Below are 21,029 nucleotides of genomic sequence, written 5' to 3'. Positions count from 1 at the left end.
ATGATCTGTGCGGGACTTTCACCCTCTTGCGCCGCCGAGATTCACCTCATGCGCTATCGTGGTCGATGGGTAGGCCATTCAACGACTGCGGACAACTGCATAATCGACGCGTTTCAAACAATGAAACGAACACCGATCCGTTCACACCGCCCTTGCGCGGCGTTGGGGTAAAGATCTAATCGAGATCGGAAGGCCGATTTGAGCGTATGACTCGTCAGTTCGTACGATCTTATCGGCGATGGGAGGTTTAGATGACGTTCGCGCCTGTTCAAGCGGTGACGAAAGCTCTTGCAGTTCTTGCAACCGTAAACCAAGGCGGTCTCGTGAGCGTAAAGGAAATACATTCCCGAACCGGCATTCCGAAGCCGACCGTCGTACGGCTTCTGCAAACGCTGATCGCGGCTGGATATGTCAATCAGGACGAGAAAACGCGCGGATATCACGTAACGTCGGCAATCGCGAATTTGAGCTCCGGGTTTCACGGTGCTCCCAAAGTCATCGAGGTGGCGCGCTCTTTCGCCGACAGGCTGACCAAAGAGATCTTGTGGCCCTGCGCCATCTGCACCCTGGATATCGATGCGGTCGTGATCAACTACAGCACCATTCCGGATAGTCCGATTTCGCCCTTCCATGCCTCGCTCGGGCGCCGACTGAGTCTAGGCGGTCGCGCGCTCGGCCGAGCCTATCTCTGTTTCTGTCCGCCGGAGGAGCAGCGAATTCTGCGCGATGTCATGCGGGCTTCCAAGGATCCGGAAAACAGCCAGATAGGTGACAGCACTTTCGAACGGATGATCTCGCGCACGCGGGCGAAAGGCTTTGCGGAACGAAATCCCGAACTCGAACCGAGAAGCTCGGGAACGATCGCTTTTCCAATCCGGTCCGGAGAACGCGTGCTCGCGACATTCGGCGTCACCTATTTCAGGTCTGCCTTGCGCGGAAACCAGAATCGGAAAACCATCATCGAAGCCCTCCGCGAAACGGTCACCGCAATTGAGGCACAGCTGCAAACGCCGTAGGGTCAACGTTGAGCCAAAGAAGCTTCAAATCCGTATCGTTCCAGGGGATTGCGCAACAGGATGCGCTTCTTCAACTCGCTATCGGTAACCCAGGCGTCGAACAGAGCCAGCAATTGAGCGCTCGTCGGCGGCGTCCCGGCGAACCGTACGAACGGGAAGTCCGTAGCCCATAAAAGACGCTCGCTATTTGCTTCCACCAGCGCATCATGAAACGGCCGGATTGCATCATAGCCAATGCCGGCCGCGCGCCGGCATACGGCCAGCTTGACCCAAACGGCTCCATCCCTCAGCAAGCCGAGAAGGCGCTGGAAATGCGGATGCCCAAGACCAAGTTGAGGATCGAAGCCGCCCATGTGATCGAGTACAATCGGAACTTTCGCCTTCTCCACGGCCCGCCACTGCTCGAGCATCACCGAGAGCGGCGCCCACACCTCCGCATGCATACGAACCTCCGCCAAAGCCGGTGCAAGCTTCTGAAGGAAAGTATCGAGGGGCACGGTTCCCGGCATGCGGCTGCCGTCGGGCAGCAGGTTCTCGACAAACCGCAACCCGGAGACCCCCTCCTCCTTGAGAGCGGCGAGACTTTCTACGGCACAGGATGCATCGGCCACGCCGACACCCCTGGCCCTGGAACCCAGCGCCTTCAACGTCGCCCTTATCAGATCAAGATTTCGGCCATAAGGCGTCGGCTGGACGAGGACGACGTGCGACACGCCTGCCTGATCGGCGTTCGTTATGAGGGCGCTTGCCGGAGAGAAAGGTGGCTTATAGGCCGGGGTAGTCTCGAACGGAAACGCCCGCGGATCGTCAAAGACGTGAACGTGGCAATCACAAACGCTATGTTCGAGGACGGGCTGATTTATCGGCGTCTCGGCCGTCATTGGGGGCGTCTCCATCTGAACGAAGGTTGCTTGGTGATCTGGGATGTGGGCTCCTCGGCAAACGAAGACCCGATTGCCTAATCAAGCCTGGTAATCGCCCGCATTGAATACCCAGCCCTTTGCGATGAAGTCCGCCCGCGGCGGGGCGAATACGTCAATCAAGATATGACGCCCTGGTCCGACGCCCTCGGTTGTGTGGATGAGTTCGGGGGGAATAATCGCCATACTGCCAGCCGAGGCCTCGATGTGCTGATCCTCGCGCCATTCCTCGGCATTGGACACCCATGGGGTACGGATATGGTGTACGAAATCACCTGCAATCGCGAGAGATCCCTGCTCGAAATCCTCATGCGCGTGCGGCGACAACTTCGTCCGGTCCCGCTGTCCTTCATATTCGACCCAGTTGATACTCATCGTCGAACTCTGAAAGAACTTCAGCCTGGGATTTCCTTCGGGAAAGGGGATGTCATCCACCTGATAGACGCGAATGCGATCGGCATCCTTCTCCAATCGCACCATTGGCTTTGCTACCGGGATCACACGTCCATCCAGCACCTTATAGTCGTCGGCATTGACGACGTTGCGAGAGTCCATATCTCGGCGGGCCGTCGTCAGGGCAAACGCCCTTGCACCGCGCGGTAGGTGAAGTTGGAACGCACCGGCCGGCACGACAGCGATGGACCGGCTTGCTATTTCCACCCTTTCGGAATCCATCGTCAGCGACGCTTCGCTTTCGGGAATGAGGAGAATGGTTTCATGATCGCTATGAATGATAATGTCCGCGCCATCGGCACCAGTGACACATTCGACCGTGAAATTCTGGCCTCGAATGATTGAACTTGGGGCGGACGTCTTGGCGAAATACGAGAGCGAAACGGGGCGTAAAATCATTGTTCGGACCTCAATAGGTGGCCTCGTCGGCGCGGGTAAACTGTCGCTGCAGCTCGAAGCTTGGTTGGGAAATGGCATATTCGGCACCGCCCAAACGCGTTACGGGCTGTGCGAGAGCCGTATTGAAATACCCACCTTCCTCAAGGAAGCCGGGCTGAATGTGCATGCCGACCACCTTGCCGAAGGTGACATTGACGTTGGCGTTGCCCGTTTCGTCGGTCAGTCTGACAATCTCGATGACCTTGCACTCCAGGGCGGCCGGCGATCGGGCAACGCGCGGTGCCTTCACATAGATGCAGTTCGCTTTTTCGAGCCCGGCATACTCGAACTCGTCCATTCCGGCCGGGATTGGCGCGGACGTCATATTCATCTCTTTGACAAGGTCGTAGCTCACCAGGTTGAATACGAACTCACCGGTCTCACGGACGTTTTTTAGCGTGTCTTTCGCGGTACGATCCTCCGGCGTGTTGCAGGAGAATGCGAGGATCGGCGGCTCGTTGGACATGATGTTGAAGTAGGAATAAGGGGCCAGGTTGGCATTCCCTTCACTATCCACCGTACTCATCCAGCCTATCGGTCGCGGGGCAATAATCGCGTTCAAAATGCCTCGCTTGTAGGCTTTCAGCGCGATGTCGACAAAGACGGGCTCGGTATTGGGCATGAACAACTCTCCAGCTGAGGCGATGCCCGGCTTACGCTGTGATCTCATCGTCCGAGACCATTTTGCAACCGACCCATGGGGCTTGGCATCGTTTTGGCGGACGCTATGCAAGTCGATATTTCAGGACAAGTTGAGAATATCGTCGTTTCAACTGCTGAAATGCCACCAGAAATCAGACACGCTCCCGGCCACGAGGTGTATTCCTGACTTTCAGAGTTCGGCGATATCCTGGAGTACGAGCATGGATGAACCAAATCCTCATCTCACCTTAAGAGCACGGATTGCAGACCATCAAAGGCTGCTGGGCACCTTCGTCAAGATTTCCGGCCCATCTACGATCGAGATATTGGCGGGAGCCGGTTTCGATTTTGTCGTTATTGATCAAGAGCACGGGGTGTTCGACCGCGCCGCGACAGATTTGGCTCTCCTCGCCTGCAAGGCATCTGCGATATCGGGGATTGTCAGAGTTCCCGCCCTGGCACCAGATGGCATACTTTCGGCTCTGGACTGCGGCGCTGCCGGCATTCTCGCCCCGCATATCGATAGCGCTGGTCGGGCGAAAGAACTGGTCTCGGCATGTCGCTACCGAGGCGGCCGTCGTGGTTTCTCTGCCGTAACACGCGCGGGCGGTTACGGCGCCAAATCCATGTGGAAACATGTCGATGAAGCGGACGCCGGCGTGGCGGCAATTGCCATGATCGAAGATCCAGCCGGTGTTGACAACATCGAGGACATCGTCTCCGTCGAGGGGCTGGACGCGGTGTTCATCGGCCGCGGAGATCTGACTGTTGCCTATGGCGCGGGCTCAAGAGAGCATCCCACGATCGTGTCGGCGGTCGACAGGATTATTGATGCTACCCGTCGCGCCGGCAAGTCCGTGTGGATGATGGTTGAGACCGGCCCGGATATTGAGCCTTTGGCGACCAAGGGCGTGTCTTCCTTCATCGTGTCCTCGGATCAGGGCATGCTTCGCAATGCCGCCCGGAATATCATGGACGGATTATCATCGTTTGCCGGGGACAAGCGCGGCTCTCTTTGAAGAGCCGCATAGCAATCCTCCATATCCCATCGCGACAAGGCGCTGCCTGCGCTTAAAACAGCCTTGTTGCAAAACGCCGTCTACAGCCGAAAGAGCGTCCAAGGTTTTCCGCGGCATTGTTGATGGGCGATTTCAAAGAGCGCCATTTTGAATGGCCAGGCTGCGTGACGGCAAGGAACACTTGAGGTCGCCAACCAATCAGAAATTCTGCAAAAGAGCTGCAAGACGGAGGCAATCACACCTTAAGCGCTAAACGAGAACGGCCTCAGACATTTTCCAGCGCAACATTCAGCTCCACCATCTCGCTCCTTCGCGCAAGAGTCACGAGGTTGGCCCACGATCAAAATGGGCGAATAATCTATCAAAGTAATGCCAGCATAATCGCAAATATTATTTCCATTCTTCCAATATTATTCAGCAACTTAACTCATTTTTCACGGCGACTATGATCTACCATGATCATTCTAGGCCATCTGTTTTATTAGGGAGTAGTCGAATGGGTAAATTCATTTGCGACGATCCGATCGCCACGGATCGCAGGAGATTTCTTGCTACGGCCGGCGCAGCCGTCGCGAGCACGTGGTTCCTAGCCTCGAGCGCTGAGGCATCTGGAGAGGCAAAGCCCGTCGAAGCCACACCTGAGAAGAAGGCCTTCATGGCTGAGGCCACGCGCCTTGCCATCGAATCGGTCGAGAAGGGCTGGGGTGGCCCCTTCGGTGCGGTCATCGTGAAGGATGGGAAGGTCATCGGACGTGGCCAAAACCGCGTGCTGCTCACGGGTTGCCCTGTGTTTCATGCCGAGGTAACGGCGATCATGGATGCTTCCGCGACGCTCAATCCGAAGGCGCTACTCGGCAGCGATTACGCCGCCGGCACAATACTGGAGATGATCCCCCGCGAGCCTGGCTCCCCGGACCCCGTGCCGGAGCGGGCCAAGATGCTGAAGGGCTGCGAGATCTACATCAATGGCGCACCCTGCCCCATGTGTATGAGCGCAATTTATTGGTCGCGCATTGACCATGTCTATTTTGCCGCCAGCCTTGAGGACACGAGCAAGATCGGCTTCGACGACGCCTTCCAGTATGAAGACTTCCAGAAGCCATGGGACCAGCGCCGCATTGCCGTAACACCCGGTTTCGAGCGCGAGGAGGGCCTGAAAGCCTACCGGGCCTGGTCCAACAAGGCGGACAAGCATCCTTACTAGGCCCTTTCCAGAGAGGCTTTATAGAGGGGTCGCATTCCTGATTCGAAGTCGCTTTCAGACGGAGGCGGCTTTGCTTCGCGTGCTGAGCTTCGCGAGATTTTAGCCCTGATGCGTTTCGCGCTAAGCCTTCGAGCCGGATCGAACCCTTCGAAAAGATCTATTGTTCGGATATGTGATCGGGTCGCGACGAAACGCAAACGCGGCTCAGCCATCACGCACATCATCGGCAAGTGCGCCTTCGGCATTGATCGATGCGCCATCGGCGTGACGGATGACAATTCCGGCCGTTTAATAGCCAAGTGAAGGCAGAAGACTCTCAATGTAGAACGACACGATCTTGCCGGTCATCGTGAGTGGGTTCAGCCCTTGGTCGCCGTCCGCAAGCATGGCGGATAACGTGCTTTCCGATACAGGACTTGGGCCGCCTGTTACTATATCGGATATCACGCCGCACTGAACGGTGCGGATCTGTCTCCCGGCGGCATTCTCGCTCGAGGCGGCATAAAGGTGAGCGCTGTCCAAGTTGACAATATCGCAACCCTCGCGGCGAAAGCTGTCCAGCAGTTTATCGTCTTCACGATAGATCGCGTCCCCGGTTGCCGCCCGGACGGTCACGATTGGCGGACTGGCATCGCTCTTTATCCACCGCGCTTGGGTTTGACTGACCAGTTGACGGTTTGCAGAGACAATACGATCTTGCGAATAATGGCGTGTCGTTCCATCAGCCGCCAATGCGTCCTCGACGAGATAAAAGGCACCCATCTTCAGCCCCTTGGTGCCAAGTCCCCCGGCAAGTCCGTAGGCGAGAATCAGTTCGATGCCGTAGTAGGCCAACTCCTCGACAGTCGAGGAAGAAACAGGTCCTCCATAGACATGAGCGAGCGAGAGATACTCTCGCCCGTCATTGCGCAGCATGCGCACACTGTCCGGCGAGACGTGAATGAAATGTTGTTCCTCGAACCGGCGGGGGTGGTAGTTCTCGAGCGCCGGCGGCGGTGGGCAATAACCGATGAGAGCGACTTTTACGGGACCGAATACGTCCGGCGCGAAGCGGCGGCCAACCAGCTTTGCCGGCGTCAGATGCGGAGCTTTGGGATTATTCAATTCGAAACAACCTTATTGATCTGGCATGGTGCCTTCAGTTTTGCTCGACCAGCGCGCTGCTGCATCAGGAGCGCACGGCCATTACCGCGCATTTCCCCACGGCGTGTCACTTCCGAGTTCAGACGCTAGGCTGCGCAGGAAGCTCCGCATCACGTCTGCGCGCTCCTCCGCCATGTTCCGGCCGGCCGTCGTCTGCATGGTTTCGGGCAGACGCAAAAGCTTCACCTCAAAATGATCGACAGCATAGCGGCGGTCATCCAGCGGACGGTTCTTGGCAAACGGGTCCTCTCCATTGAACAGGGAGGAACCGAGCTGGCCGGCGATCGAGAAGACCCTTGCAAGGCCGATAGCTCCCAGGGCCTCAAGCCGGTCTGCATCCTGTAGCGCCCGCGCCTCGAGCGTCCGCGGCGCAATATTGGCCGAGAAGCTATGTGCGAGAATAGCATGGCAGGTGGCCTCGACGCGGTCCGACGCAAAGCCGATAGAGGCCAGGATCGGCCTTGCGGCATCTGCCGAAAATTCCGAGGCGCGCGACCGGTTCGGATCGTTTTTTGGCAGGTTTACCCAGTCGTGCAGATAGGCGGCGGCGATGATGACCCCCTCGTCGCCGCCGCCTTCAGTGGCCGCAATCCGCAGTGCAGCACGCATGACCCGTCGGGCGTGATTGATATCGTGGCTTGCATCACTACCATCGTCATGGGCGATGAATTCGGCTTCGAGCCGGGCGATCAGGTCTTTGTGCGGCATTTCCATCTGCTTCTATCTGGTTTCGAGGATCAATCGGGAGGCATCGGCCAATGTGTCGACGACAGGGGCACCCGTCGCGACCAATGCGGCGCGCGCCTGCATGCCCGTGGTCACCAGAACGGTGCGAATACCAAGCCGGCTCGCGGCATCGAAATCGTCAACCGTGTCGCCGATCATCCAGCAGCGGTCGGTCGCAACGCCGAGCGCCTCGCAGTGAGCGACGAGGCTGTCACGTTTCGAAGGATGTCCGGCGCCGGCAAAGCCCTGGATCAGTCTGAAATGCTCACCGAGACGATGATGTTCGATCAGCGTCGCGATCTGCGGATGCGGCGCCATCGACAGCAAGGACTGGCTGGCAAAAGGGGCAATGGCCTCAAGCGCGTGAACGGCATCGACGGCTAGCGGCTGATCGTGCATCGCCGCATCGTAACGCGTGACATAGCTATCACCGAGATGTTTCAACTCATGAGACAGGGCCGTGCGACCGAGGAGAGCGTCGAAATATCTGGCGAGCGGCCGCTGATAGTGCTCGCGGATATCGGCCTCCGTCACACCCGGGCGACCGAGATCGCCAAGCGCATCGATGGTGATCCGCGCCGTGATCGTAAAGTCGTCGAGGAGGGTGCCGTTCCAGTCCCAGATGACATGCTTTTCTATCAATTCCCAATCTCCATGCGGTGGCCATCAGTGTTAAAATAATGAAGGCGCTCGGCGCCAACGAAGAGTTCCACCGAACTGCCGGGTTCCAGCGCCTCGGCAAGGCGCGCGCGAAAGCGCCAGTTGCCGCAGTCCAGATGGATGAGCCGCTCGACGCCCATCAGTTCGGAGCGCCGAACAAAAGCTGAGAGGCGCAGCCCCTCGCCCGTGGCGCCAAGCGTGACATCCTCGGCGCGAAAACCGAGGATAAACTTACCTGGCAGATCCGTGGATCTCGGCAGATGGATGGCTCGGTCGCCGCCAATCTTCACCCCCGCCCCCTCGATCTCGACTGGCGCCAGGTTCATGGAGCCGAGGAAATCGGCGACGAAGCTGTTGGCCGGCTGCGAAAAGATGGCTTCGGGCCTGCCTTGCTGTTCGATATGCCCGTCACGCATCACCACCAGATGGTCGGCAAGCGCAAGCGCTTCTGTCTGGTCATGTGTTACATAGATGGTCGTTGCACCAATCTCCCGCTGCAGGGCGGCAAGCTCAGCGCGCATCTCGATCCGCAATTTTGTGTCGAGATTGGAAAGTGGCTCATCCATCAGAAGCACGCCCGGTCCGCGCACGATGGCGCGGGCGATGCCGACGCGTTGACGCTGGCCGCCGGAAAGCTGCGCCGGGAGACGTCCCAACAGCGCATCGATGCGCGCAAGCTGCGCGGCTGCAAGCACACGTTTCTCGATTTCTGCCTTCGTGACGCCAGCCATGCGCAACGGAAAGGCAATATTCTCGAACACCGTCTTGGCGGGATAAAGCGCATAGTTTTGAAAAACCATCGCCACCCCGCGGCGCTGCGGATCGACATGGGTCACCTCACGCTCGCCGAAACGAATGGTGCCGGCAGTCGCTGTCTCAAGGCCGCAAAGGCAGCGCAGAAGCGTGGTCTTGCCGCATCCGGAGGGGCCAACGATCACGGTAACGCCGCCTGCCGGACAATTGACATCCAGCCGGTCAAAGACCGGGCGCTCGGCGCCCGCCCAGAGTTTCGTCAAGCCATGGACGGTAACGGCCTGTGGTGCGAGGGCAGTTGTTGCCCTCGCTGTCATGGCAATGGTCATGAACTTGTCCTCACTTCGCGCCGGTCAGGTCGTCCATGATGCCCGAGAGGCGCTTCATGCCGTCCTGAGCTGAGGCCGCACCCGTCAGGATTTCGTATTGGATGTCGCCGAAGTTGGATTGGAACTCGTTGTTGGCCTTACCCGGCACGGTGTACCAATTCTGGCTCCTCTGCGTATTGATGACCTTCAGGTCAGGGTTCTGCTTATAGAAATCTCCAAGCAGTTCCGGTTTTGCCACTGCCGTCGTGTTGATCGGCGACGACGCAGTTGCCTTGACGGTCAGCGCAACGCTTTCAGGTGTTACGAGCGACAGAAGCGCCTTGCAGGTTGCCTCCTTGCGCGCCGGGTCGGTCGCCAGCATGACGAAGCCGTTGCCCGACGCCATGGTCACGGGTGCTGCACCGTCCTTTGCCGGCATCGGCGCCAGCGCCACCTTGAATGAAGCCTTGGAAACCAGGCTGGTATAGCCGGAGGAAGAGCTCAGCAGCATCGCCACCTCGCCGGCCTGAAACATGCGGCCCGCCTCACCCCAGAACGTGCCGGGCGAAACGGCCGGCATGTAGCCTTTCTCGACCAGGCCGCGCATATAACCCATCACCTCAACGCCGGCCGCACCACCGACACCGGACTTGCCGTCCGCACCGATCATGGCGCCACCGGTGGATGCGAGCTGGCCCTCAAACATGTAGGTATTGGGCATGTACGTCAGCACACCGAACTTGTTGTTGGCTTTGTCGCTGAGTTTGGCGGCCGCCGCCTCAAGCTCCGTCCAGTTTCTCGGCGGCCTCGCCGGATCGAGACCGGCTGCCTTGAAAGCATCGGTGTTGATGAACAGCGCCGGCAGGGTGACATACCATGGCATGGCATAGAGCTTGCCGTTGACACGGAAATCGTCGAGCAACCCCTTGTCCAGCTGTGCGGCAAGGTCCGGCGCTGATGCCAGGCAATCGTCAAGCGGCTGCGCACGACCGGAATCGACGTAGGGACGCAGTACCGCCCCCGTGACACGTACCGCGTCTGGCGTCGTGCCGGCAACGATATCGGCAAGCACCTTCTGCGTCGTGTCGAGGTCAGACTTGTTGTCGAGTTCGAGCTTCACCGGAGAGGACGGCTTTGTGCCGTTATAGGCTTCGAAAATCTGTTTCAACACCGCACCGTTCTGCTTCTCCTGACCCGAGACGAAGCGAAGCTCTCCGGCCGCAGCCGAGAATGCGGGAAGAAGTGCGAGTGAAATGGTGGCGATGGCAGTGGCCGAGATCAGGCGGATCATTGATAACACTCCAGAGTAAAAGGGAATTTTCAGTCGACCTGGCCGGATGTCATCGACATTCCGGCAATGAATTGCCGCTGCGCCACGAGGAAGCCGAGCAGCAATGGAAGAACGGTGAGCGTCGCGGCGGCCATCTGGGGCCCGTATTCCGATCCAAGCTCCTGATCGAGAAAACGGACGATGCCGAAGGGCACGGTTGCCGCGGTGTCGTTGCGCAGCACGAAGGACGGCCAGAAATAGTCATTCCAATGCGACACGAAGCTGAAGATTCCGAACGTCGTGATCGCCGGCCGCGCCATTGGAAAGACGATGTGCCAAAGGATGCGAAAAGGTGACGCGCCGTCGAGCCGAGCAGATTCGAACACCGATTGCGGGATCGACAGGAAGAACTGCCGCAAGAGGAACACGCTGAACGCGGAACTGAGGAAGGGCAGGATCAACGCGCCGTAGCTGTTGACGAGGCCAAACTGCGACAGCAGCACATAAACAGGAATTGCCGTGACCTGATAAGGCACCATCATCGCTACAAGCACCAGCCAGAGGCTCAGAGCCTGTCCCGCAAAACGAAGCCGGGACAAAGCATAGGCCGCGGGCACACAGACGGCGACCTGCCCGATGAAGATCGCGACAACCACGACGACACCGTTGAGATAGTAGCGCAGGATCGGCACATCCTCGAAGACGCGCACATAATTTTCCAGCGTAAAGGCAGGCAGGGCGAACAGGTTGCCGCGGAAAATATCGTCGGGCGGCGTAAAGGATGTGCGCAGCATCAGCCAGAACGGCAGCAGCATGAACACGGCCCCGATGGCAAGGGCCAGATGAATGGCGCCCTGTTGCACGAAATTGCGGCTGCGAGAGGAGGTAAGGGTCATCGGGAGCCTGCCTTTTCGAGCCGAGCCGTCAAGACGCGTTGAAGGAAGGTGGCGATCAGCGCCAGCGCCACAAGCACCAGTGTGACGACCGAACCACCGCCGATGTCGAAGAAATAAATGCCGCGTTCCCACATCAGATGGGCAAGCGTTTGCGAGTGACGCGACGGGCCGCCACCAGTCATGGTCGATACGCTGTCGAAGACACGCATGGCGTTGACCGATGTGATGATGCCCGCAAAGACGGTGGTCGGTCCGATGGCTGGCCAAGTGACATGCCAGAAGCGATGCCAGCCATTGGCGCCATCGACACGCGCCGCCTCCAGCTGATGGCGCGGCACGGCGGCAAGCGCGGCAAGATAGAGAATGGCGATGAAACCGATCTGCTGCCAGTTGCCGACAACAGCCACAGCGGGTAGTGCAAGCGCCGGCGAATTCAGCCAGTCGGTCAGGCCGGTCATCGGCCCGAGCATGTGGTCGATTAGGCCGCGGCGGCCGACGAACATCCAGCGCCAGACGATGGACATGGCGACCAGGGTCGCCGCTACGGGCAGAAAATAGACGGCGCGCCAGAATACCCGGCCATGGCCGAGATTATTGATGCCGAGCGCCACCAGCAGGCCGAATATCATGGAGGTGGGCACGGTCAACGCCATGTAGAGCAACGTCACACCGATGCTGTTGACCAGATCGCCCCGCGCAAAGGCTTTGGTGAAATTCGAAAAGCCGACGAACCTGATGGTACCGGCAAGAATATCGGTTTCGAAGAAGGCCAGGATGAGCGTCAACAGGCAGGGCAGAATGGTGAAAACGACAAGCAGCGCCAGCATCGGCCCTACCAGCACGAAAGGTGCGGCGCGTTCGCCGATACCGGGCGCCGGCGCTGCGATCGGCGTCAGAAGACGGGCGTTCGACTGCTTCATAACCGGTACTCCCGCGTGTCGAATGCCACGTGAATTTCACCGGCGAAATGAGCAGCGGCCGCCTGCCGTGCCGAAGCGCCATCTTGCGGCGCGCCGAGATGGCACAAGACCAGCCTCTTTGCGTAGGCGATCGCCGCAAGTCGTCCGGCATCCGCCGGCGTCATATGCAGGCCGCCTGGAGCTTTCGGGCCTGAAAAATGCGCGTCGACGAGGAAGAGATCAGTGCCGGCGGCAAAATGGCCAAGCGCCGGCAGAAAGCGGGTGTCGGCCGAATAAACGAAATCCATTCCTTCGAGCGCGATGCGCATCGCCGCCGTCGGAACGCGGTGATCGACCGGAAGCGTCGCGATGGTCGTCGTGCCAAAGGCGATATCCTCGCCCGGCTCGTACTCATGCGCATCAAAAACCATCAGCAGCCAGTCATGGCCGCGCGCCAGAGCCGCGCCAAGCGCCCGGTATCCGGCACTCCCTCCCTCTTCCGCGAAACGCCAGTTGCGATGGCCGAAGAGATCGGAAAACCTCTGCAAGAATTCCAGCCCGCCCGACGGCACGAAGAGCGGTACAGGCTGGGTCCGACCTTCCGTCAGCCATTCCGTCATCAGCGCGTAACCGAGCGGGATGAGATCGAGCACATGGTCCGGATGCAGATGACTTATGACGATGCCGTCGATGCCGGCCTTTGCATCGGCGCCGATCAGGGCGCCCGCAATGCCAGGTCCGCAATCAAGCAGCAGGCTCTTCCCGGCGATGCGAGCAAGATAACCTGAGCAGGCGAAGCCCGCGATCGGGAATCCTCCCGACGAACCCAACACCGTCAATGATCCGTTTGTCACAGCCAAGCTTGCATCCTCTGTTCCGCAAGCGGCCTCTATGGATCTACGATAACCGCATCGTGACAGTTCGATCGTTTTCACACCGGCTTCATAGATGCTATCTATAAATCAGACGCCTTCCCCGGAGATGCAAAGTGGCCAATCCGACCTTTACTCCCGCCATGCTGCAACGCCTAAGACGGCTCAGTCTGCGGCAGTTGATCTATTTCATGGAACTGGAGCGCTACGGCGGCTTCAGCCGGGCTGCGGCGGCTCTTGCCATCAGCCAGCCAACACTCTCTCAACAGATTTCCCAGCTGGAGGGCGAACTCGGTGTCAAGCTGATCGATCGCACCACAAGGCGCTTCGTGCTGACCACAGATGGGCGAGAGCTGCAAATTCGATTGCGGCGCATCATGAAACAGCTTGGTGACGCTGTTTCCGAAGTCTCCTCACACCATCATGGCGAAGCGCTTTCCATAGGCATCCCCAATTATACAACCTATCCCGTCATCTCGGAGACGCTCCGCCGGTTCATCGCGGCTGCGGCAGGCACTATGCCGCGCCTGATCGAGGTATCGGCCGAGGAAATGAGCCAGTTGCTGAATGATGGCGAACTCGATGCCGGCTTCATGACGATGCCCACTCCGGTGCGCCTTGCGCCCCGCATGGCAAGCCTTGTCGCCTGGGAGGCACCACTTTTGTTCTGCCTGCAGAAATCGCATCCCTTCGCCGCATTGCCGGCCCTTTTGCCGGAACATATCGCCGCACTCGATATCGTGCTGGTGCCGCGCGACTATCATCGCGCTCATTACGATCACCAACTCGGCTGTCTGCGCTCCCTTGCAATCGAGCCCCGTCTCGTTGAGACCGAAGTTACCAATATCCAGTCGCAGATGGCGCTGACATCCGCCGGCATCGGCGCTTGCCTGCTTTCGGCCGATACTGCGCTCCTACCGCCCGACCTGGTGTTGAAACCATCGCTGCCGGAACTGGGCCGGCACCAGCTGTCACTGTTCTGGGCTGACGACAATATGAAGCCGCAACTACGGCAGTTCCGTCGCTGCATGATCAACGCATAGTGAATTCCGCACCGGCTGAAGCCAGATCGGCCCGTTGTTCGAACCGCTATACTGCCTCGAGATCATCGCCCGGTTCCGGGTATGCTCGTTCCAAGCATCGTCCGTCACACTGCCGCTCTTGCGAACCGAGGAACCTAGGTCTCACAGGTTGCCCTTGTGCGAACGATGGCGCACGACCTAGCGCGTGGCGATCTGCCCGCGACGGGCCTTTGAAGACAGCTCATTCCATGGGGCCGTCGCAAAGGGGCTCAAAGTGCGAGACGAGCGGCATCCTTATCCGCTCGCTGCGATAGGTAGGATCGTTTGGCCCGCATAAGCAGCCCAAACGCTTGTCGCAATTGCAGATCTAGCATCCCGGAGGAGAACGGCTCGCACGAAACTTGCCGTTGATCCACCATTCAAAAAACCGGTTCAATCGATCTGATGGGAGATGGTTTTGACGACGGTGTAGTGGGTTAGTCCCTCCGCACCGCCCTCGCGGCCGATCCCGCTTTCCTTTACTCCGCCAAACGGCGTCTCGGCCACAGATGCTTCTAGGGTGTTGATCGAAAGATTGCCGCTTTCTATGCCTTGCATCAGTCGATCCACATTGGCTGCCGATCGGGTGAAGCCATAGGCCGCCAGACCAAAAGGCAGCGAATTCGCCTTATCGATCGCTTCTTCGATGGATGACACGGGATTGATGATCGCGAGCGGGCCGAATGGCTCTTCCTGCAGCGCGCGGGCATCATCCGGCAATTCGGCGATGGCGGTCGGTGCAAAAAAGTAGCCGCGATTGTGCAGGCGGCTACCGCCGCAGAGAATTTGAGCGCCCCTTGCGCGCGCATCATCGACCAGGGCTTGCAGGGCCTCGATGCGACGACCATTGGCGACTGGCCCCATCTGCGTCGAGGCTTCCATTCCATCGCCGACCGTAAGCGATCGGGCTTTCTCGACAAAGGCGCTCTTGAACCGGTCATAGATACTTTCATGGACGAAGAAGCGCGTGGGCGACGTGCAGACCTGCCCGGAATTGCGGTATTTGCGCGTCGCCGAAGCGATGCCGGCGGCAACCGGGTCGGCATCGTCGCAGACGACGACCGGTGCATGTCCGCCGAGTTCCATCAGAGCGGGTTTCATGTAACGCGAGGCCAGCTCGGTCAGGTGCTTGCCGACGGCCGTCGAACCCGTGAAGGCTACCATCCGCATCTGAGGCTGCGGAATCAGATATTCCGAAATCACCGCCGGAACGCCAAAAACCAGGTTGAGGACGCCTGCAGGCAAGCCGGCATCTTCGAGGGCCTTGGCGATATGGACGACACCACTCGGCGTCTCTTCCGATGCCTTGATGATGATCGAGCAGCCAGCGGCGATCGCGCCGCTGATCTTGCGCGCGGGCTGGCTCATCGGGAAGTTCCACGGGGAGAAAGCGGCAACGGCGCCGATCGGCTCATGCAGCACGATATAGCGGATCCCCGGCGCACTGGGGATGACGCGACCATAGTGGCGAGTGCACTCGCCAGCGTCCCATTCGAAAAATTCGCAACCTCGAATGACTTCGGCGCGGCCTTCCTTCAGCGGCTTGCCGTTTTCGAGGGTGATCGAGCGGGCTATTTCCTCCTGCCGCTCGCGCATCAGCGCCGCAGCCTTCAACATGATGGCGGCGCGCTGGGCCGGCGAGGTCCGTTTCCAGATACGGAATCCTTTCTCTGCCGCTACGACCGCGTCGTGAAGATCGCTGGTGCTTGCGACGGCTACCTGGCCGATCACATGCTCGTTTGCGGGATTAACGATCGGCAGCGTGTCTGCAGTCTGCCTCCATTTACCATCGATGTAGAGCTGAACGTTGTTATCACTGCTCATAAAGTTCTCTCCGAACTCTTGGTCTTCTGTGGCGTCCCGAGTGTGAGATCGCCACGTCCTATGGTCTGGATCATTCTGATGCTACTCATTTTCCCATAGTTCAATGTAGATAAATCGGATCAATTTATAAGAATTGCGTATATATCTACGGCTCCAGTACCGCATGATTGGAGAAGCCGCGATCCATCTCGAACGGGGGCGCTAAAGGTACGATTTCGCGAGGGAGGCCGCAGGCTAAAGCGGCATCGATATCCCGCCATTGCGGGGCTCCGCGCGACGCGCATCAGCCGCGTTGGCGAAGCCGCCGCAGTCCCGCAACGATCCGCCCCAGGGGTGGACGACAGGACGGTCCGATCGGGTGAAGCTGGCGGCTCCTCACTGCCGCCAGCTTGTTTCCATGATGCTATTTGGCGGGCATTTTACAGTTGGCGGCGTACACGTCCCCATGCGCCGTCAGGACCTTGCCTTCCGTCTTCAGGGCAAGCTTGCCATCCGTGCCTTTTTCGGCCTTCAGGGAATACCAGTCCTGGATCGGATGCTGATTGGGGCCAAGCTTGAACGATCCTCGCACACTTGGAATGTCTGCGCCGAGGATGGCCTTGCGGAAATCCGCAGCATCGTCTGGAGTGGCCTTTTCCAGACCAGTGCCCATCATCAAGGCGGCATCATAACCCTGCGCCGCGTAATATGTGATCGGACGGTCGCCGAATTTCTTTTTCCACTCCGCGACGAACTCCTTGTTCACCGGATTGTCGAAGTCGTCGTTCCAGTGGCTGGTGACACGGACGCCCAGAGCGGCATTTCCGACCGCACCGACGATGACCTGATCGAGGGAGGCCGGGTGAACCACCATCGGGATTTCCTTCAGCAATCCCGCCTGATCATATTGCCGCATGAAGGCAATGCCCAGGCCGCCCGGTTCGAACTCATAGACGACATCGGGCTTGGCGGCGCGAATCTGCGCGATTTCCGGCGCAAAGTCGGTCTGGTCGAGGCCGGTATAGACCTCGCCTGCGACTTCGCCCTTATAGAAGCGCTTGAACGCGACCATGGTTTCCTTGCCGGCCTGGTAGTTGGGCGCGATCAGGAAAGCCTTTTTGTAACCGAGCGATTGTGCAAGCGCACCCGCGCTTTCGCCCTGGCTGTCGTCCTGCCACGAGCTGACGAAATAGTTGGGATTGCAGTCCTTGCCGGCAAAGGATGCCGAAGCCGTATTGGCACTCACATATATGCCATCACCGTCGAGAATATCAGGAACGGCGGCAAAGGCGACGTTTGCAAAAACGATGCCGGTAAATAGCTTTATGCCTTGGTCGGACAACATCTTGTCGGCGATTTGCTTGGCATTGCCGGGCTTCAGGCCATCATCCTCGACAACCAGGGAGACCTCCTTGCCGCCGAGCTTGCCGCTATTCTTGTCTACGGCAAGTTGAAAGCCGTCGCGAATGTCTTGCCCGAGATAGCCGGCGGGACCCGACAGGGTCGTGATCATGCCGATTTTCACCGGCTCTGCGAGGGCGACACTTGCCGAAAGTGCGAGTGCCATCGCGGTCAGAATTCCCCTGTAGCTCATCAAATTGTTCTCCTCCCATTGTGATGCGCGCGTGCCATCGCTCTCGCCGCGGGGTCATCACGCCGCAGTCGCCAATGGCAAGCGAAAGTTAGATCACTGAAGTGCCGCTCTCTCCCTCGGCACGTCCAGGCACCAAGCTTGGCGCAACGGAAAATTCCGTAAATGGAAAAATCGTCGTGTGGGTATAACGCATGAGAATATCAGCGCCCGTTTGATATTTACGCCAGCTGCGAAAGCTCCTTTGCCGTACTCCTCAACATCTCCACCAGAACTTCGGCGGCCGGGGACAAGCGGGCATTGGCACGGGTCGTAATTCCTATCGGGATCGCCGTGGTCCGCAGTGCCACCGGCAGAATGGTGATGGCGCCGGCGGCAGCCTCGCGGCGGGCGACGGCCGCCGGAAACACACCAAGATAGTCGGCATCTACCAATAGGGCACGATTGGTCAGCAGCGATACGGATTCGACCGCATGCGTCGGCGGTTCCAGCCCTTCCTCGTTGAAAGCGATGTCGATCTGGCGCCTCAGGCTGGTTTCCTGCGGCGGCAAGATCCACTCCCAGCCGGCTAGGTCCGCCAAATGGAGGGGGCCACGCTCCGCCAGCGGATGACCACGCCGCACGACGACGAGTGCGATATCATTCATCAGTACCTCCTGGACGACGCTGGGGCGATCGGGAAGTTCGGAGAGGCGCCCGACGACAATGTCCAGTTCACCCGCCCGAAGCGCCGGAATGAGGACGTCGTTCGTGCCTTCCACGATCTTGACCACAAGCTTCGGGCGCTCCCGCCGCAGCCGAGCAATTGCCGTCGGCAGAAGTTCTGCCGCCGCCGACAGCAGGGTTCCTATGGCAACACGGCCGCCTGCGCCGTCACGAAGATCGGCCAAGTGCTCTTCCGCATGGGCAAGCTGCGCGATCACCAGCCGGGCATGCTGGGCAAGGGTGTCGCCGAACATCGTCGGTACGACGCCGCGGTTGGTGCGGTCGAACAATTTTGCCTTCATCAGGGCTTCAATTTCCTGCAAAGCCTTGGTGACGGCAGATTGCGTCATGTTGAGCCGCTTGGCCGCTCGAACGAGATTCCCTTCCTTTTCGATCGCCACCACCATGCGGAGATGTCTGATGGTGAGACGGCTGGTCAGAAGCTTCATCTCGTATCCTTTCAAGCGGTTGGTCTGCCCTTGATATTCCAAATTGTCATAGACAATGCCAGAGAATTCACTTGCGCACATTTCCAATCGTTGGAAATTCTCTCGGCTGGGACGAGAAGAAGATGGGACCGCTTTGTTTGGTAGGAAGCAAACGCGATCGCCCATGGGAGGATTTTGGAATGAATGCAAAGAGTGGCGCACCCCGCCGGGCTGAAATCGCCGGAGCCGGAATTGGTGGTCTGACGACCGCCGCCGCGTTGGCACAGCGAGGCTGGTCAGTCGCCGTTCACGAGCGCGCGCCGACCTTGCGCACGTTCGGAGCAGGCATCTATATCTGGAGCAACGGCCTTCGGGTCTTGAAGGCTCTCGGTGCGCTGGAGCAGGCAACGGTCGGAGCCCATATTGGGCCGCAGTTTCACACCCGCGATCACATCAATACGACGATGGAGGAAATCCCCATCAACGGCGACGGCGACGCCCGGCTCGTCACCATATTGCGCGAGCAGCTGATCGGTACCTTAGTCGATACCTGCCGCAAGGCGGGTGTCGAAATCATCACGAATTCTGAAGCCGTCGCGGCAACACCGGATGGCGAGTTGCTGCTCGCCGACGGTTCGAGGCGCCGGGCGGATCTCGTTGTGGGTGCCGATGGCATCAATTCAAAGGTTCGCGACTCTCTCGATCTGATGATGTACCGCAAGCATCTCGGCTACGGGGCCATCCGCATGTTGATCTCGCGCGACGATGCCGACGTCCCCGCCGAGGATCGCGAGCGCTACATCGAGTATTTTACCGGAACGCGGCGCATTCTCTATACACCGGCAAGCGCCCGGGATCTCTACGTGGCTCTGTGCTGCGCAGCCGATGATATAGATGCGCTTAAGGTGCCGGCGGATCGCGATCTGTGGACTGCATCCTTCCCGCATCTTGCCCATCTCGTATCGCGCCTTGGCGATACCGGCCGTTGGGATGCCTTCGAGGTCGTCAAGCTGAAGGCGTGGAGCAAGGGCAAGGTGGCCATCCTCGGAGACGCTGCCCATGCGATGCCGCCTTATCTCGGACAGGGGGGTGGCTGTGCGCTGATGAACGGACTGGCCCTTGCGGCAGCAGTCGACGGTGCGCCCGATGTCGCGCAGGCATTGGTCGAATGGGAAGACCGCGAACGGCCGATTACCGAACATACGCAGGATACGGCCGAGCGGCTCGGAGACATGAACTTCTGGCCCGATAATGTGCGCTCGCAAGTGATGAAGATCACCGGAAAATGTGCCGAGATCGGCATGGAACGGATGAAGACTGCCCGCTACGCCCCGACCGCGACGGAACCGGTCTGAGCCAGCATGAAATCAAAGGCGAGGCTTCGAGCTTCCAGAGACGGAGACATATTGCATGAATTCGATTGAGATTGGCGCCAACGCCTTTTCCTATGACGAAGCCGGATCCGGTCCCGTCATCCTTCTCTTGTCGGGTTGGTGTCAGGATCATCGACTGTTCAAGACGCTTGCTCCCGAACTTGCCAAAACGAACCGTGTCATTCGCCTCGATTGGCGTGGCCACGGCGAACATCGCGCGCATGATGGCGACTTTACCTGCGAGGACCAGGCAGCGGATGTGATCGCCTTTCTGGACAGATTGGGTATCGAGCAGGTCCTGCCGGTTTCCACGTCTCATGGAGGCTGGGCGAACATCGAGCTGGCAGACCGCCTTGGTGCTGGGCGCATCCCGCGCGCAATCGTGATCGACTGGATACAGACGACCCCGAACGAAGATTTCTTCCGGATGATCGATCATATCCAGGAACGGACCAATTGGGAAAATGGCCGCGGCGACTTTTTCAACTATTGGATCGGCGATACCAAGAACGAGGACATCATCAACCACGTCAACAACGAGATGGCGAATTACAGCTTCGAGATGTGGGCGCGCTCGGGCCGGGAGATCGGCAAGGCCTATCGCAAATGGGGCAATCCGATGCTGCGCATGGCAGCCCTCGCTGAGAAGCGTCCGATCACGCATATTTATTCCCAACCGTTCGAGCCGGAATATACGCAGGCCCAACTCGCCTTTGCAGCGGAACATGATTGGTATAAGCCGACAAAATTGCCGGGCAGAACCCACTTCCCGACGCTGGAGCAGCCGAAGGTCGTGGCAGACACCATCCGCGCTTTCATCGCTTGAATCATGTCAGATCGGAGCCATCC

At 59.0% G+C, this 21,029-nt stretch carries 20 protein-coding genes; 6 read left to right on the top strand and 14 right to left on the bottom strand.

Features of this window, described 5'->3' with window-relative positions; genetic code table 11:
- The first annotated feature begins 251 nt into the window (after window positions 1-251).
- Entirely contained in the window at window positions 252-1,016 is a 765-nt protein-coding gene (locus ACIQJ2_RS25090; RefSeq protein ID WP_400671484.1) for a DNA-binding transcriptional regulator, read from the top strand.
- Between the two features lie 2 nt (window positions 1,017-1,018).
- On the opposite strand, the gene ACIQJ2_RS25085 is transcribed toward ACIQJ2_RS25090, so the two are convergent.
- The 3 genes from ACIQJ2_RS25085 to ACIQJ2_RS25075 all read right to left on the bottom strand — a co-directional run bounded on the left by ACIQJ2_RS25085 (window position 1,019) and on the right by ACIQJ2_RS25075 (window position 3,449).
- On the bottom strand, window positions 1,019-1,897 hold the full coding sequence (locus ACIQJ2_RS25085) for an amidohydrolase family protein (RefSeq protein WP_400671486.1): 879 nt from the start codon (window positions 1,895-1,897) through the stop codon (window positions 1,019-1,021).
- Window positions 1,898-1,978: 81 nt separating this feature from the next.
- Window positions 1,979-2,788 (bottom strand): hypothetical protein, encoded by an 810-nt coding sequence (locus tag ACIQJ2_RS25080; RefSeq protein WP_400671489.1) that lies wholly within the window; start codon window positions 2,786-2,788, stop codon window positions 1,979-1,981.
- A 10-nt stretch (window positions 2,789-2,798) separates the two neighbouring features.
- Window positions 2,799-3,449 (bottom strand): flavin reductase family protein, encoded by a 651-nt coding sequence (locus ACIQJ2_RS25075; RefSeq protein ID WP_184708868.1) that lies wholly within the window; start codon window positions 3,447-3,449, stop codon window positions 2,799-2,801.
- Here ACIQJ2_RS25075 and ACIQJ2_RS25070 point away from each other — a divergent pair.
- Entirely contained in the window at window positions 3,448-4,488 is a 1,041-nt protein-coding gene (locus tag ACIQJ2_RS25070; protein WP_400746618.1) for an HpcH/HpaI aldolase/citrate lyase family protein, read from the top strand. The two genes, ACIQJ2_RS25075 and ACIQJ2_RS25070, sit on opposite strands and share 2 nt — an antisense overlap.
- A 496-nt stretch (window positions 4,489-4,984) precedes the next feature.
- Window positions 4,985-5,692 (top strand): nucleoside deaminase, encoded by a 708-nt coding sequence (locus ACIQJ2_RS25065; RefSeq protein ID WP_199150147.1) that lies wholly within the window; start codon window positions 4,985-4,987, stop codon window positions 5,690-5,692.
- 288 nt (window positions 5,693-5,980) lie between these two features.
- Here ACIQJ2_RS25065 and ACIQJ2_RS25060 read toward each other — a convergent pair whose 3' ends face one another.
- The 8 genes from ACIQJ2_RS25060 to ACIQJ2_RS25025 all read right to left on the bottom strand — a co-directional run bounded on the left by ACIQJ2_RS25060 (window position 5,981) and on the right by ACIQJ2_RS25025 (window position 13,201).
- The gene (locus tag ACIQJ2_RS25060; protein ID WP_400671494.1) at window positions 5,981-6,607 is read right to left on the bottom strand and encodes a hypothetical protein; all 627 of its coding nucleotides are present in this window, start codon (window positions 6,605-6,607) and stop codon (window positions 5,981-5,983) included.
- 270 nt (window positions 6,608-6,877) lie between these two features.
- A complete protein-coding gene (locus ACIQJ2_RS25055) occupies window positions 6,878-7,543 on the bottom strand; it encodes an HD domain-containing protein (RefSeq protein ID WP_400671496.1) in 666 nt (221 codons plus the stop codon).
- A gap of 12 nt (window positions 7,544-7,555) precedes the next feature.
- Window positions 7,556-8,203, bottom strand: coding sequence for an HAD family hydrolase (locus ACIQJ2_RS25050; RefSeq protein ID WP_400671499.1), 648 nt, complete (start codon window positions 8,201-8,203; stop codon window positions 7,556-7,558).
- On the bottom strand, window positions 8,200-9,303 hold the full coding sequence (locus tag ACIQJ2_RS25045; RefSeq protein ID WP_400671502.1) for an ABC transporter ATP-binding protein: 1,104 nt from the start codon (window positions 9,301-9,303) through the stop codon (window positions 8,200-8,202). Before ACIQJ2_RS25045 ends, ACIQJ2_RS25050 begins: the two co-directional genes overlap by 4 nt.
- A gap of 10 nt (window positions 9,304-9,313) precedes the next feature.
- The gene (locus ACIQJ2_RS25040; RefSeq protein ID WP_400671505.1) at window positions 9,314-10,573 is read right to left on the bottom strand and encodes an extracellular solute-binding protein; all 1,260 of its coding nucleotides are present in this window, start codon (window positions 10,571-10,573) and stop codon (window positions 9,314-9,316) included.
- Window positions 10,574-10,602: 29 nt separating this feature from the next.
- On the bottom strand, window positions 10,603-11,448 hold the full coding sequence (locus tag ACIQJ2_RS25035) for a carbohydrate ABC transporter permease (RefSeq protein WP_400671507.1): 846 nt from the start codon (window positions 11,446-11,448) through the stop codon (window positions 10,603-10,605).
- Entirely contained in the window at window positions 11,445-12,368 is a 924-nt protein-coding gene (locus ACIQJ2_RS25030) for a carbohydrate ABC transporter permease (protein WP_400671510.1), read from the bottom strand. The genes ACIQJ2_RS25035 and ACIQJ2_RS25030 overlap by 4 nt, the downstream gene beginning before the upstream one ends.
- The gene (locus ACIQJ2_RS25025; protein ID WP_400671774.1) at window positions 12,365-13,201 is read right to left on the bottom strand and encodes an MBL fold metallo-hydrolase; all 837 of its coding nucleotides are present in this window, start codon (window positions 13,199-13,201) and stop codon (window positions 12,365-12,367) included. The genes ACIQJ2_RS25030 and ACIQJ2_RS25025 overlap by 4 nt, the downstream gene beginning before the upstream one ends.
- A gap of 134 nt (window positions 13,202-13,335) precedes the next feature.
- Between ACIQJ2_RS25025 and ACIQJ2_RS25020 the strand changes: the two genes are divergently transcribed.
- Window positions 13,336-14,262 (top strand): LysR family transcriptional regulator, encoded by a 927-nt coding sequence (locus ACIQJ2_RS25020; RefSeq protein ID WP_400671513.1) that lies wholly within the window; start codon window positions 13,336-13,338, stop codon window positions 14,260-14,262.
- A gap of 411 nt (window positions 14,263-14,673) precedes the next feature.
- Here the strand turns inward: ACIQJ2_RS25020 and ACIQJ2_RS25015 are convergent, their stop codons facing one another.
- The 3 genes from ACIQJ2_RS25015 to ACIQJ2_RS25005 form a co-directional block, all read right to left on the bottom strand.
- Window positions 14,674-16,104 (bottom strand): NAD-dependent succinate-semialdehyde dehydrogenase, encoded by a 1,431-nt coding sequence (locus tag ACIQJ2_RS25015; RefSeq protein ID WP_199150137.1) that lies wholly within the window; start codon window positions 16,102-16,104, stop codon window positions 14,674-14,676.
- 403 nt (window positions 16,105-16,507) lie between these two features.
- Complete coding sequence (locus ACIQJ2_RS25010) at window positions 16,508-17,677, bottom strand: ABC transporter substrate-binding protein (RefSeq protein ID WP_400671517.1); 1,170 nt, start codon at window positions 17,675-17,677, stop codon at window positions 16,508-16,510.
- 218 nt (window positions 17,678-17,895) lie between these two features.
- Window positions 17,896-18,828, bottom strand: a complete 933-nt coding sequence (locus ACIQJ2_RS25005; RefSeq protein ID WP_400671520.1) for a LysR substrate-binding domain-containing protein — start codon at window positions 18,826-18,828, stop codon at window positions 17,896-17,898.
- Window positions 18,829-19,007: 179 nt separating this feature from the next.
- On the opposite strand from ACIQJ2_RS25005, the gene ACIQJ2_RS25000 reads away from it, so the two are divergent.
- Complete coding sequence (locus ACIQJ2_RS25000) at window positions 19,008-20,162, top strand: FAD-dependent oxidoreductase (RefSeq protein ID WP_400671523.1); 1,155 nt, start codon at window positions 19,008-19,010, stop codon at window positions 20,160-20,162.
- 55 nt (window positions 20,163-20,217) lie between these two features.
- Window positions 20,218-21,006, top strand: coding sequence for an alpha/beta fold hydrolase (locus ACIQJ2_RS24995; protein WP_400671525.1), 789 nt, complete (start codon window positions 20,218-20,220; stop codon window positions 21,004-21,006).
- Window positions 21,007-21,029 lie beyond the last annotated feature (23 nt).

The organism is Rhizobium sp. NPDC092011 (assembly GCF_044756305.1).
Taxonomy (GTDB): Bacteria; Pseudomonadota; Alphaproteobacteria; order Rhizobiales; family Rhizobiaceae; genus Rhizobium.
This window is presented reverse-complemented; position numbering and strand designations above follow the sequence as displayed.